This window comes from Pseudoalteromonas sp. SWYJ118 (assembly GCF_015864505.1).
GTDB lineage: Bacteria > Pseudomonadota > Gammaproteobacteria > Enterobacterales > Alteromonadaceae > Pseudoalteromonas > Pseudoalteromonas arctica.
This window is the reverse complement of record NZ_JADYXC010000006.1, coordinates 147,847-161,074: the sequence shown is the minus strand read 5'-3', so window position 1 is coordinate 161,074 and position 13,228 is coordinate 147,847. Positions and strand designations below refer to the sequence as shown.

Genomic DNA, 13,228 nt, shown 5'->3' with positions numbered 1-13,228 from the left:
ATGAATATATTCGTTATTTTAATTGGTTTGTTTGTCGCGCTAGCGATACTTATTCCATTGCTTGAAAAATATCAAAGTAAAATAGGGCTCAACGGTGCAACCAAATACAGCAAATATATTTGGCCATTAGTGATGGTGTCTTTAGTTATTCAGCTCATTTATGTATTAATGTATTAATGTATTAATGTACTAATGGTTTTTAGCGTACACAAAAAAGCCTTTGCAGGTTTAACCTGCAAAGGCTTTTTTAATGTTTATTAATAAACTTTATTTAAGTGCTAACTGTAGCTCGCGATTGCGCTCAAGTTGGGCAATAAAATTATCTGCAATAGGTTTAAACTTAGCAAGTTCTGAGCGAGGTAATGGCTCTGACTTAGGAAGTTTTACTGTTTTAGGATTACGGTGAACGCCATTTACTAAAAATTCATAGTGTAAATGTGCGCCAGTAACACGACCCGTAGAACCTACAGTACCAATTTGTTGGCCCTGTTTAACTTTTTGGCCCGTTTTAACTAGTTTCTTATTTAGGTGTAAGTACTTAGTTACATATTGTGTGCCATGGCTAATAAAGACGTAGTTACCGTTGTACTTGCTGTAACCCGCTTTAACTACCTTACCGTTCCCTGATGCAACCACCGGTGTGCCAGTGCGTGCCGCAAAGTCGATACCACGGTGCGCTCTAACTTGCCCAGTAACTGGGTGTAAGCGACGAGGATTAAAGCTCGAACTAATATACTTAAAGCTTACAGGTGCACGTAAAAATGCTTTTTTCATGCTACGCCCTTCAGGCGTATAAAAATTGCCGTCGGTATGGCGAATCGCTGCAAAGCGCTGACCTTGGTTTACAAATTCAGCGGCAATAATTTTACCGGTACCAATAAACTCGCCATCAACATAATGAGACTCGTAAATTAAGCCAAACACATCGCCTTTACGAATGTCGTTTGCAAAATCAACATCCCAACCAAATATGTCAGCAAAGTTCATTATTTGACGTTCGCTTAAACCTGCCGCTATTGCTGAAGTCCAAAAGTTGTTAGATATTTCGCCGCCAGCGGTTTTGGTTAGCGTTTCAATTTCTTTACTATCAATAGCTGTATCGTAGTTACCTTCTTCATTTAAGGTAACAAATAAAGTATCGGTTTTTGAAATCACATAGCGCAGTTGAGCCAAAGAGCCATCTTCAGCTGTCGCAAAGCTAAGTATTTCACCAGGGTGAATTTTAGTTAGCTTGCGCGTTTCTGCGTTAGTGTTAATTAGTTTATGGAGCGTTTGAGCTGAAAAACCAGCACGTTTGAAGATAATTGCTAAATTGTCGCCATTTTTAACTTTATGATCGACAAAGTCGTATTCTGGTAATTTTTCTGCTGCTTGCTCTGAATTTAACTCAGTTAATTTTTCGTTGTCATCAACTTTAACTTGTAACTCATAGCGCTTGCCTATCTCTAATGCATCTGCATTATTGTCTTTAGAAGCAGTCGCTTTTTCAGAAGGAAGAAATGCCAAGCCGGCAATAGCAGAAACTAAACCTAAAATAAGCAATTTGTGTTTTTTTGGGAGAGTGTTAACCACGTGAACCATAACGTGCCTTTTTCTGCTGTCAAGATAATAAATACATAATATTGCAGGATATACTTAATAATGTACGAATACTAGTGCTTTGTAGATTTAAACTAACCTTAAACTACGCTAAAATCAGGGTTAGGAAGCCTTTTTTAACGTCCTATCTAACTAAGACTCAATTCATTTTGTTTAGTTGCATTAATAACTTAAAAAGTTATTTTAATTAGGTAGAAATTTGTTATGTTAGCTACATATATATATTCGGTTTAAACCTATATTAAACCGTGATTACAAGTAACTAGTCCGCCCCTTCGTAGGCAGAATTTTGGAGTAACACAAAGTGGATTTACAAACCGCTCTAGCAGAGATAAAACGCGGTGCAGAAGAAATATTAATTGAAGACGAACTAGTTGAAAAACTAAAGTCGGGCAAAAAGCTAAAAATAAAAGCTGGCTTTGATCCTACAGCCCCTGATTTACATTTAGGGCACACTGTACTAATTAATAAAATGAAAACCTTTCAGGATTTAGGTCATGAGGTTATTTTCTTAATTGGTGACTTTACTGGCATGATTGGTGACCCAACAGGTAAAAACGTAACGCGTAAACCACTTACTCGCGAAGACGTACTAGCCAATGCCGAAACATATAAAGAACAAGTATTCAAAATTCTAGATCCTGCTAAAACCACTGTTGCATTTAACTCTACTTGGATGGAAAAGTTAGGCGCTGCAGGTATGATAAAACTTGCTGCTAACCAAACAGTAGCGCGCATGCTTGAACGTGATGACTTTAAAAAGCGTTACGGCAGCGGTCAACCAATTGCAATTCACGAGTTTTTATATCCACTGGTACAAGGTTGGGATTCGGTTGCACTAGAGTCAGATGTTGAACTGGGCGGTACTGATCAGCGCTTTAACTTGCTAATGGGTCGTGAGCTACAAAAAGTTGAAGGGCAAAAGCCGCAAACAGTATTAATGATGCCATTACTTGAAGGTACTGACGGCGTTCAAAAAATGTCTAAGTCGCTTGGTAACTACATTGGTATTACTGATGCGCCAAACGATATGTTTGGTAAAATAATGTCAATTAGTGATGTGCTAATGTGGCGTTATTACGATTTATTAAGCGCGCTTTCTATTGAAGAAATTGCAGCTCAAAAAGAACGTGTTGAGCAAGGTACTAACCCGCGCGATATTAAAATTGAACTAGCTAAAGAGCTAATTGCTCGTTTCCATAGTGAAGCTGATGCACAAGGTGCACATGATGATTTTATTCAGCGTTTTCAGAAAAAAGCGTTACCAGATGAAATCCCTGAGCTAACAATCACTATCGCAGAAGACACTATTTTAATTGCTAACTTGCTTAAAGAAGCAAATTTAGTAGTAAGTACATCAGAAGCAATGCGTATGATTAAGCAAGGTGCAGTTAAACTTAACGGTGAAGATAAAATCACTGACACCAAACTTGAAATAGCAAAAGGCACAACAGCTATTTACCAAGTAGGTAAACGTAAGTTTGCAAACATCACTGTAGCTTAAATACCGTTTGAAAACTAAAAAACCAGCCTAGGCTGGTTTTTTTGTGCTCGTATTTTGGGGTCTGTAAATAGTTACGAGGTAGTCACTAAATAGTCACTAAATCACTTTTAATATTTCAATACTTACAATTACTAACAACCAAAATACACGCGCCTGATTTAATCTATTAATTATTACAGGTACATCCTCGGGTGTAGGTAGTCTATCAGTACCTATACGCATTTTATTAAAGCGAGTACCTAAATAAACTGCAGGCCCGCCCAGCTGCACACCAAGTGATGCAGAGCATGTGCTTAGTAGCCAACCTGTATTTGTTTGATAAAAATGTCTACCATAATGCTTTATGTAGTGCATGCTTTGTTTGCTCGCTCTACTTGCTGCAATAGTTAAAGCGAGTAAGCGCATTGGAATATACTCAATAATAAACAAGAGAGTTTTAAGCGGTTTTAAAAAGTAGCTATTTGGGGATATATCACTACGCCAGGCTTGTTGTATTAAAGTAAGCAATCGATAGGCGAGGGCAGTAATTGGGCCAAAGGCTAAAAATATAAATATAACTACGAAATAGTATCGAGCAGTGCGCAGTATTAAGCTTTCAATTAATGCTTTAATAATACCAGGAGATGAAAGCCTATTAACTTCACGGGCAAGCAGTGGTTTTAGTAATTCGCGTGCTGTCGATTTTTGATTTTGTTTAGTTAGCTTTGCAATGCGAAGTGCTTTTTTATCAATACTCTTACTTTCTAAGCATAAGTATAAAATAAGACCTGCGAGTAATTCAGGGTAAAAAGCAAACTCGAGTAGTAGCACTACAATAATGAGAATGACACTTAAAATGAGCGTGCTTGCGAGTATAGCTGCCAAATATTGATAGCTTTTAGGTTCTTTGCTTTTGTATATGCGCTTGCCAATAGCACTAAAAACAGCATTTAGCGCTGTATTAGGATGATACCAGCTAATAAGGGGAATAAAGCGCTCAGCAAGGAGCGCTAGTATGAAGGCAATAAAGTCCAAGTGATTTTGAACAATATTGCTAAGCATTTACAGAGACACTGCAGTTAGCTTTTCTAAAAGTGCGACAACCATTTTAGATGAGTTGATTGATGCTGTTTCTAGGTATTCTTCAAACGATTGTGGTGACTCTTTACCTGCAATATCAGACATTGAGCGAATTACAACAAATGGTGTGTTAAGCGTAAAACACGTTTGTGCAATTGAAGCGCCTTCCATTTCAACGGCAAGCATTGTAGGAAAATCACTGCGTGCTTTATCGATACGCACAGGGTCACACATAAATGTGTCACCAGTACAAATTAAGCCAACAAGTGTTTTAACATCACTGATTTGTTCGATTGTTTGTTGTGCTGCTTCAACTAATCTAGGGTGAGCTGTAAAGCCTGCTGGCATTTGTGGTACTTGGCCAATTTCGTAGCCAAAAGCAGTAACATCTACATCGTGATGACGTACTTCTGACGAAATTACTACGTCGCCAACACTTAGAGAAGGATCGAATCCACCGGCAGAGCCTGTGTTAATTACGCAATCAGGTTTGAAGTTGTCAATTAGTAAGGTAGTTGCAATTGTTGATGCTACTTTACCAATACCAGATTGAACAAGTGTTACTGTGTTACCAGCCAATTCACCAGTATAAAAAGTGAAACCTGCTTTAGTTAAAATTTGTGGGTTTTGCATCGCTTCACGTAAAATTTTAACTTCTGGCTCCATTGCGCCAATAATACCAACATTCATAATGTTTAATTCCTGAGTTTGAATCACTTGATTATACGTGAAGTTAGCAATAAAAAACAAAAAAGCGAGCTTGTTTATGAGCTCGCTTTAAATACTTTTTAGGAGAGTATTTAATTTGGTTTTTAAATTTCAGCTAAAGCAGTTGTTTGTGCTTTGGCTTGAGAAGGTGAAAGTACCGCTGGCTTGTGTGAGCGATTACGAACAGGACGCTGCGTTTGTGTTGCTGCAGGCTTACCAAGTTTAAACATAATTGCATCGCGCACTTCTGATGGACGGTAGCCCGATTTAACTTTCATACGAATATGTGGAATGCCCGCAGACTCTAGTGCACCGTTTACAAACCAGTCGCGTTGAGCTTTGTGGCCATCTTTATTGGCATTGTTAACTAGGTCAACGGCCGCAACAATAGTTAGTTTTTCTTTATCGATTAATACAAAGTCGAGTTGCTTATTTTTAGCTTTAGCTAAAGCAGCACGTTTAGATTTAATAGAAAGACCTTGCTTACAGTCAATAACGTCAATTAGCTTAACGCGACTAACAATTTTATATTGATCGCCTACAGCACGCTCGAGAAGATTTAAAAAAGCGCCCTCAACCTGCGTAAAAACAGTTTGCTTGCGGGTAAAAGGATACGGGTTTCCGCCATCGTCATTAAATTTTGACGCAACAACAGAAGCCCCGACAACTAATACTAGAATTAATAATAAAGCGAATTCCATACGGTAACTCCATAACAACAAATTGACACTGCTCAAATAAAGCAATTTACGTGCCTAAAAAGTATGAGTTATAAAATAATTACCAACTGTTTATAAAAGCTAAAACTATGTAGCTATTAAGCTTTGTATCCACCTTTAATACCTTTAACCGCAATAGCTACAGCATCGTGTGCATGGAGTGATTCATAATGGTTTATTTGCAGCCAGTAATCGCTGTAATTATCTGTTTCTAATAAAGCTTTAATTTTACGCGCTGCATCTTCACAAAACATAAGATTTTGACCATTTAAACGGGCAAATTCTTGCTCGTCTTCGCGTTTTACTGCCGCTTGTACAGGCGTTTTAAGTTCAGCTTCGAGGGTATTTATTAGAGTCACTACGTCAAATTCTTGAATATTGCTATCAAGCTTTACTTTTACGTTGGCAATAGAGCGCTGCGAGTGAGGTGTAGCGACTATGCCTTGTGTAGTGCCTAGCCATTCGTGCACATCTTTTTGGCTTAAGGTTTCTTGGTTAAACTTTTCGTTAAACGCGTTTTGTATAAGCTGGCGTGCAAGTGCTGCAGAGCAAGGGCATGTTGAAGAATAGGTAACATCTACGGTTAGCTCGTAGCTAATAATGTTATTTTCAATTGTACTGGTAAGTACAACTGGGTAGCTTTTCCAGCCTGCTTTACCACTTAATAGTGACTTACGGCGTAGCGGTAGTTCAAATTTAAATTCAATTTGTGCTTTATCGCTCAGCCCTTCGTGGCTAGTTATAAAGGTATCGAGTGCTTGCGCTATTGTTTGCGGATTGACTTGCTGCTCAGTCGAAAGCAGGTCAAGTGCTAAAAATAGACGTGACATATGAATGCCTTTGGCATCTTCTTTATGCAAATTTACAAATGCACGAGCTTTGGCATTTACTGTAACTGGAGATAAGTCTCGTGACTCAAAAATAAATGGCAGTTCGATTTCGCCCATGCCAACCCAGTCTAATTTACCTGTTTGTAAAGCGGGTGCAGTGTCTGCTATATCTGGCATATTGGTTTGCATGTGCGCTACTCGTATTTTGGAGATAATAAAGCGGGGCATTTTACACTAAATAATTTATTGCTGAAATGATGAGTTTAAGAGATGAGCAAAATCAAACATGAAAAATTCTGTTTTTATCGCACAACATGGGTAGTGGTAGGAGAAAAATGCTAAAATCTGGGAAAATGGTATGTTTATACATGCGCATTGCCTTCTTTATATTTAAGCACAGAGCTAAGAGATAAAATTACGTATGACCGATTATTCTTTGAGCCCTTGGGCTCGGGTACTTTCCAGCTCAATAACGCGATTTGGTGAATTTAAAACCGCAGCTATTTGTTACACTTTATTTTTAACTGTATCTCTTATTTTATCGAGCATGTTTTATTATGTTGCGATAGGCGAATTACACCTTGTTGATATTTTGGCTGTGGTATTTTTTACGGCTGTAGTTTCTCCTTTAATTATAAGTGTATTACTTAATTCAATTCGTCAATTAGATGCCTCGTATGCTTATTTAGATAGCGCAACCAAGCAGGAAAAGCTCTTAAACCAAACCCTAAAAGACAACATTAGTCGTTTAAATATTGAAATTGATGAGCGTAAAATGGCGTTTCATGCCAAGCATCGCGCTATTGAAGAGCTGCGCCGAGAAATTGCTGAGCGTAAAAAAACACAACAAGAACTTGCCCAACAAAGTATGTTGCAACGCTCAATCGTTGATTCATCTCCCGATTTATTTTATTACCGCGATAACAACGGTGTATTTGCCGGCTGTAATAAAATGTTTGAAGAGGTAATGGGAAAATCAAGTAGTGAGCTAATAGGAAAAACGGTTGAGCAGATATTCCCAAGTCATTTTTTAGCTGAAGTTTTGGCAACCGATAAAGAAGTAGAGCAAAGCCATAAAGCACTAACTATAGATGTAGGCTATGAAGTAAATGGTGAAACACGTTGGTTTGAGCTGCGTAAATTACCTTTTATAAATGATGACGGTGACTACATTGGTTTACTGGGTTTTGGACGTGATATCACTAGCCGTAAAGAAGCTGCACAAGCACTCGAAACTGCCTATAAAGACAAAGGTAAGTTTATTGCTACGCTGAGCCATGAACTACGTACTCCTTTAAATGGCATTGTTGGTTTAACGCGTATGTTATTAGATACAGAGCTTAATAAGCAGCAGCGTAGTTGGGGCAATACTATTTTTTCGAGTGCTGAAACACTCGGTAATATTTTTAACGATATTATAGATTTAGATAAAATAGATAGAGATCAGCTCGATATAGCAACTAATTCTATTAATGTGTCAGACTTTATAAACGATGTAGTTAATTTTGCAGGCTTAATAGCAGAGCAAAAAGAGCTTGAGTTTGATATTAAGCGCAATGGCATACTTGATGTTTACGCGCAGCTCGATCCGACTCGATTACGCCAAGTTGTTTGGAACTTAATTAACAACGCCGTTAAGTTTACTCAGCAAGGCAAAGTAACACTCGAATGCAGCAGAGAAAATCGCGTAGAAGGCCCATGGTTAGTTATTAAGGTACTAGATACCGGTCAAGGTATTCCACCAGAGCAGCTTGCCCATATATTTGATATGTATTACAAAGCGCCGGATTTAAAAGGCACTAACGCAATAGGTTCAGGTATTGGTTTAGCTGTAACCAAGGCACTTGTAAGTGCAATGAAAGGGATAATTACGGTAAATAGTACTGAAGGCGAAGGAAGTTGTTTTACAGTGCAAATACCGCTTAGTTTATGTGTTGCACCAACAGAGCAAAGTTATGTTGGCCGTGGTTTGTATATTCTACTAGTAGAAGATGTGCCTCTTAACGCCGAAATTGCTACAAACCTATTAGAGCAACGCGGCCATGAAGTGTTATGGGCTGAAACCGGTGAAGATGCACTCTCGTTTGTCGAAACCGAAGATGACTTAGATTTAGTACTACTTGATATGCAATTGCCAGATATAAACGGTGACGTGGTTGCTAAACAAATACGCTCAGATAGCCACTTCGATAAATTACCTATTGTTGCTTTAACTGCCAATGTACGCAGTGCTGAAAAAGAGCTTGAAGGTATATCAATACAAGGTGCGTTGGCTAAACCAATTAACACAGTTAAGCTTGATAAAATGCTGGCTGACTTATTTGGCATTAAGCAAAGTGAATGCACAGAGCCACAGCTAAAAGTAAGTGAAGAAGCGCTAGAGGGCATTGATGCACACTTATTAGATATTGAAACAATAGAAGACTTTGTAAATTCGATGGGCTTAGTTGTATTTAGACGCAGTAGTCAGTTATTCGAAAAGCTAAGTCCACAATATCAGCAAGAATTACTTACTTCATTAAATGCCGGCGATAGAGAAGAGTATGAATCAGTAGCGCATAAACTTAAAGGTGCGGCTGGCTCGGTAGGTTTAAATGATGTGCAGCTTCATGCCAAAATAATGGAGCATGGTGCGATTGATGAATCTGATGAAGTGTTAAAGCAGTGGTTAGATGTTTTAGCAGATAAAATAAATGAAGGACAAAAAGCCCTTCATTTATTTTTACAGCAATTAGAGTAAAACTAATTAGCTCTAATTAAGCGTCAATTTTACCAATGAAACGGTAACCTTCACCATGGATGGTGCTGATTAACTCTGACGTTGAGTTATCACTCTCAAAATGCTTACGAATGCGACGAATAGTAACATCAACAGTACGGTCATTTGCACGAAGCTCACGGCCTGTCATGTGCTTGATTAATTGCTCACGACTAAAAATACGACCTGGAGAATCAAGCATTAAACGAAGTGCTCTGTACTCACCTTTTGGTAAACGTTTAGCGTCGCCATTTGGAGAAGTAAGACAGCGGCTATTCTCATCAAGTTCCCAACCGTTAAACGTAATAACACCATTTGTTTCTAGTGCTGACTCTTCACCGCCTAAAGCAGTACGAGTAATAAGGTTGCGAGCTCTAATAGTTAATTCACGCGGGTTGAATGGCTTAGTAACATAGTCATCTGCGCCAATTTCAAGACCTAAAATACGGTCAACATCGTTGTCACGACCGGTTAGGAATATAAGACCTACTTTACGCTTTTGGCGTAATTCACGGGCTAAAATAAGACCGTTTTTACCAGGAAGGTTGATATCCATAACTACAAGATTAACGTCATCGTTATTTGTAAGCTTGTCATGCATATCATCGCCATCAATGGCTTCAATAACTTTGTACCCTTCAGCTTCAAATAAACTAACTAGGTTCAGTCGAGTTACGTCTTCATCTTCTACGATTAGAATGACTGGCGTTTGCATTATTAATTAACCTTTTGGAATATTTTATTTATAAAAAAACCGGTGACGAATTTATAACCGATTACTAGAGATTATAGGATTATACCCATTTGTTAACAAGGAAAAAACAAATTGGATAAAAATAAAACAGTAGGGTGTCCAAAGTCTACTAAAAAGGGCAGTGCAAAAACTACTGTTTAATTGATATATACGTGGATGTAGCTATTTGAATCATAAAGTCGAAGCCATTTTCCTTTAATAATTGATACATCATTCAATCAAACAAGGTACTTAAAATAATCAGACTAATTCAAAGCAAAACTATATCACTTTCTAACCTTTCATCAATGTATGTGATACAGCAAAGATAAAAAAGTTCATAAATCGCTTGGTAATATTTATTTAATGCAATTAAATAATGTTACGCGCTTATCACATGCCTCATTAATGAGGTCATTAAATGCTAATTCAAGGATAAATTTTAAATATATGCACTTTTTAGTGATCTTTATTTAAGGAATAGTAATTATAAAGCGAGCACCGTGTTTTTCTTCAAGATCAAACATAACTCTTCCGCCAAGTGCTTGTGTTACTAGGTTGTAGACCAAGTGCATGCCTAAGCCGCTTGCGCCTTGTCCGCGCTTTGAAGTTACAAACGGGTCAAAAATTCTATTTTTAATGTTTTTATCAACACCTTGACCATTGTCAGAATAAACTATTGTTAATTTTTTCCCTACCAGTTCTACGTCAAAGCGAATTTCATTATTTTCTTTACCTATAAATCCATGAATCACAGAGTTCATAAGCAACTGCTGAAACACTTGTTGCAGAGGTTCAGACTTACTATGAATAGCCAAGTCGGTCGGACAGTTAATAATAACGACAGGCTTTTTAGGCAGTAGTTCAGATTGAATCGATGTTAAAACATCACTTATTAATTTATGTACATTAATATAGGTATTAACACCGTCGTCTTGAATAACGGCCACTTTTTTAAAGTTAGATATCAGGTCTGCGGCACGATTTAGATTACGATAAATTAAGTCTAAGTTTTCAATACCTTCATCTATAAAGCGTTTTAGATGGCTTGAGGTAAGTTTTTTATCGTCAAAGCTTTGCTGTATATCTGCCAGTTTATCTCGAAGTAATGTAGAGCCTGTAATACCCAGCCCTATTGGTGTATTCACTTCATGGGCAACCCCAGCAACCATTTGCCCAAGCGATGCCATTTTTTCGTTTTCAACAATTTGCGTTTGGTACTGATGCATTCTCTCAAGGGTTGATAAAAGCTCTTGATTTGCTTCTCTGAGAGCGATTGTTCGCTGGTTTACTTTTTCTTCAAGGCTCTGGTTTAGTTGTTTTATTTCTTGTTTATCTTTTTCGTGGCGCTCAAGTTGCTTTTTGGTACGTGTAAGCATGATATTTAAACTATTTGAAAGAGCGGTTATTTCTTTTACATCGGTTATTGGCGCGCGTGCATCATAGTTATGATTTTTAGATACATCCTGCAATAGCATGCTTAACTGTTCTATTGGCTTGGCTATACGTCGTTGAACTTTTATAGCAATAAAGTAAACAACGATTAAAATTAATAGAGTTAATAGCACGTCTATTAATATTTTTCTCTCAATATAAGTCTCTAAACTTTCGAGGCTCCCTCGCATATATACATAACCTACCAACTTTTCGTTATCGTAAATAGGGCGGGTTAGTTCAATATGATCGCTCGTAATTCGTGGCGTTTTTAGCTCATCAACACTGTCTATTCTTAGTGGTACTGGAGGTGTTTTTTTTGCATTAAAGCTAATAAAAAAAACAGGTTTTTGAGATGCTTTTTCTATTGAATAAATATGTATGTTTTTTACAAGGGGGATATTTTCAAATGACTTGAGGCGTTTTTCTTCTGTTTTTCTATCATCTTCAACTACTGATTTACCAGCATCAAAAGCTACAATTTCAGAAAGTATGACGAGTTTATTAATGATTAATTGCTTTTGCTCTTTTACGCTTAAATAAGTAGATATCGAAATAGATAGCGACAAGCAAATAGCTGTAATAAGCATAATTAAATTTATGAGTGCTTTGCGAATGCTACTTTGATGAACTTTTTTAGGCATTATTTCGTTATCGCCTGAATTAATTTTGATTATTTAGAGTTTTAGTTTAGCAAAGACGGGAGAAAATGAAGGAAAAAAGCTAAATTAATTCTTATATTTATGCGAAGGTTAGCTTGAGCGCGTTTGCACTCAAGCATTTTTAAAAATAATACTAGCTGCTATATACGGCAAACTTGTTATTTTTAAATACCGTTTGGTAGCTTTCAAATTGCGTTTCTAAAATAGGCGGGTATTTTAAAAAGCTGTTAGCAACAATATTCAGCTTTCCTACTTTAGTTAAATGCTGTTTTGCATTTGCTAAAAATGTTTCTGCTACTGTGTAGTCGGTTGCAATACCTGTATGAAAAGGTGGATTGCTAATAATTAAATCAAACTTACCGGTAATGCTTTTAAGGCCGTCACTTAATATCGCTTCGCCTTTGATGTTGTTAAGCTTTAGAGTTTGCTGTGTTGCGTAAGTTGCCAGTGCACTTACATCACTACACACAAACTCAAGTGCTGGATTATGCAGCCCTAAAAAGGTTGCTATTAAACCTGCACCACAACCAAAGTCGAGAACCCTACCTTGCTTAATTGTCGGTGCGTTTTCGAGTAGAACTTTCGTTCCCATATCTAAACTACCGTGATTAAACACCCCTGGGACACTAATAGCTGTAAACTCGGTGTCGGCAACATTAACAACAAACTTTTTATGGTAGGTCGTAATATCAAAGTCAGGATGCTGGGTAATCTCAGCAAATGAGTAAAGAACGCAGTGCTTAGCTGAATCAATTTTGTTACTAAACTCAGCTTTACCAGCTAATTGCTTTTCAATTGATTTAACACCACTTTTGTTTTCACCTACCACCAATAGTTCGGCATCGTCAGTAATAGCAGAACGAATATTATCAAGCGCCATTAATAACTCAGGTTTTGATTTAGGATAGTAAAGAATAACTAAATCGTAGCCGTTACCAGGTATTGTGTGATTTACACAAATCTCAACGTCTTTGGTGTTTTTAGCAAACTCACCGTTAGCATGGTTGTAGCTAAATGCAGTTACCTTGCTTTGCGGGTTAAGTTTTTTAAGCTCTGTTAAAAAGCCATCTTGAACAAAGTTGACCACCAAGATAGATTTGCCCGTTAGTGCCTCGCTATTACGAAGTAACAGTAAACTTGGGTTGGTTAGTACGCTCATAAATGGCTTTGCCTTACAGTATGTTTAGTTTTATTAAAAATAAAAGTGAGTGCTTAAAGTTAC

11 protein-coding genes are annotated in these 13,228 nt (G+C 37.4%); 3 read left to right on the top strand and 8 right to left on the bottom strand.

Features of this window, described 5'->3' with window-relative positions; genetic code table 11:
• Entirely contained in the window at positions 1 to 177 is a 177-nt protein-coding gene (locus tag I6F48_RS08680) for a hypothetical protein (protein WP_007583822.1), read from the top strand.
• Positions 178 to 267: 90 nt separating this feature from the next.
• On the opposite strand, the gene I6F48_RS08675 is transcribed toward I6F48_RS08680, so the two are convergent.
• A complete protein-coding gene (locus tag I6F48_RS08675; protein ID WP_007585425.1) occupies positions 268 to 1,581 on the bottom strand; it encodes a peptidoglycan DD-metalloendopeptidase family protein in 1,314 nt (437 codons plus the stop codon).
• Between the two features lie 322 nt (positions 1,582 to 1,903).
• On the opposite strand from I6F48_RS08675, the gene tyrS reads away from it, so the two are divergent.
• Positions 1,904 to 3,103: a tyrosine--tRNA ligase gene (gene tyrS / locus I6F48_RS08670; RefSeq protein ID WP_007585427.1), complete on the top strand. Its 1,200-nt coding sequence runs from the start codon at positions 1,904 to 1,906 to the stop codon at positions 3,101 to 3,103.
• Positions 3,104 to 3,199: 96 nt separating this feature from the next.
• Here the strand turns inward: tyrS and I6F48_RS08665 are convergent, their stop codons facing one another.
• From I6F48_RS08665 to folE2, 4 genes are all read right to left on the bottom strand, one after another.
• On the bottom strand, positions 3,200 to 4,144 hold the full coding sequence (locus I6F48_RS08665) for a cobalamin biosynthesis protein CobD/CbiB (RefSeq protein ID WP_165727247.1): 945 nt from the start codon (positions 4,142 to 4,144) through the stop codon (positions 3,200 to 3,202).
• Complete coding sequence (gene mtnN / locus I6F48_RS08660) at positions 4,145 to 4,852, bottom strand: 5'-methylthioadenosine/S-adenosylhomocysteine nucleosidase (RefSeq protein ID WP_197119247.1); 708 nt, start codon at positions 4,850 to 4,852, stop codon at positions 4,145 to 4,147.
• 122 nt (positions 4,853 to 4,974) lie between these two features.
• Positions 4,975 to 5,571: a DUF2726 domain-containing protein gene (locus tag I6F48_RS08655; RefSeq protein ID WP_007582968.1), complete on the bottom strand. Its 597-nt coding sequence runs from the start codon at positions 5,569 to 5,571 to the stop codon at positions 4,975 to 4,977.
• A gap of 116 nt (positions 5,572 to 5,687) precedes the next feature.
• Positions 5,688 to 6,608, bottom strand: a complete 921-nt coding sequence (folE2, locus tag I6F48_RS08650) for a GTP cyclohydrolase FolE2 (RefSeq protein ID WP_197119246.1) — start codon at positions 6,606 to 6,608, stop codon at positions 5,688 to 5,690.
• 232 nt (positions 6,609 to 6,840) lie between these two features.
• Here folE2 and arcB point away from each other — a divergent pair, with 232 nt between their 5' ends.
• Positions 6,841 to 9,159 carry an aerobic respiration two-component sensor histidine kinase ArcB gene (gene arcB / locus I6F48_RS08645; RefSeq protein WP_101217457.1) on the top strand — a complete coding sequence of 773 codons (2,319 nt, stop codon included), beginning with the start codon at positions 6,841 to 6,843 and terminating at the stop codon, positions 9,157 to 9,159.
• A gap of 16 nt (positions 9,160 to 9,175) precedes the next feature.
• Here arcB and arcA read toward each other — a convergent pair whose 3' ends face one another.
• The 3 genes from arcA to I6F48_RS08630 form a co-directional block, all read right to left on the bottom strand.
• Positions 9,176 to 9,892, bottom strand: coding sequence for a two-component system response regulator ArcA (arcA, locus tag I6F48_RS08640; RefSeq protein ID WP_002962549.1), 717 nt, complete (start codon positions 9,890 to 9,892; stop codon positions 9,176 to 9,178).
• Between the two features lie 491 nt (positions 9,893 to 10,383).
• The gene (locus tag I6F48_RS08635; protein WP_007582962.1) at positions 10,384 to 11,988 is read right to left on the bottom strand and encodes a sensor histidine kinase; all 1,605 of its coding nucleotides are present in this window, start codon (positions 11,986 to 11,988) and stop codon (positions 10,384 to 10,386) included.
• A gap of 151 nt (positions 11,989 to 12,139) precedes the next feature.
• Positions 12,140 to 13,165 carry a methyltransferase gene (locus tag I6F48_RS08630; RefSeq protein WP_165741825.1) on the bottom strand — a complete coding sequence of 342 codons (1,026 nt, stop codon included), beginning with the start codon at positions 13,163 to 13,165 and terminating at the stop codon, positions 12,140 to 12,142.
• Positions 13,166 to 13,228: the final 63 nt, after the last annotated feature.

Bases quoted from the DNA above. Each gene is read 5' to 3' on its own strand.
- I6F48_RS08665 (WP_165727247.1), bottom strand. From the start codon at position 4,144: ATGCTTAGCAATATTGTTCAAAATCACTTGGACTTTATTGCCTTCATA.
- I6F48_RS08655 (WP_007582968.1), bottom strand. From the start codon at position 5,571: ATGGAATTCGCTTTATTATTAATTCTAGTATTAGTTGTCGGGGCTTCT.
- mtnN (WP_197119247.1), bottom strand. From the start codon at position 4,852: ATGAATGTTGGTATTATTGGCGCAATGGAGCCAGAAGTTAAAATTTTA.
- I6F48_RS08635 (WP_007582962.1), bottom strand. From the start codon at position 11,988: ATGCCTAAAAAAGTTCATCAAAGTAGCATTCGCAAAGCACTCATAAAT.
- I6F48_RS08630 (WP_165741825.1), bottom strand. From the start codon at position 13,165: ATGAGCGTACTAACCAACCCAAGTTTACTGTTACTTCGTAATAGCGAG.
- I6F48_RS08675 (WP_007585425.1), bottom strand. From the start codon at position 1,581: ATGGTTCACGTGGTTAACACTCTCCCAAAAAAACACAAATTGCTTATT.
- arcA (WP_002962549.1), bottom strand. From the start codon at position 9,892: ATGCAAACGCCAGTCATTCTAATCGTAGAAGATGAAGACGTAACTCGA.
- I6F48_RS08680 (WP_007583822.1), top strand. From the start codon at position 1: ATGAATATATTCGTTATTTTAATTGGTTTGTTTGTCGCGCTAGCGATA.
- folE2 (WP_197119246.1), bottom strand. From the start codon at position 6,608: ATGCAAACCAATATGCCAGATATAGCAGACACTGCACCCGCTTTACAA.
- arcB (WP_101217457.1), top strand. From the start codon at position 6,841: ATGACCGATTATTCTTTGAGCCCTTGGGCTCGGGTACTTTCCAGCTCA.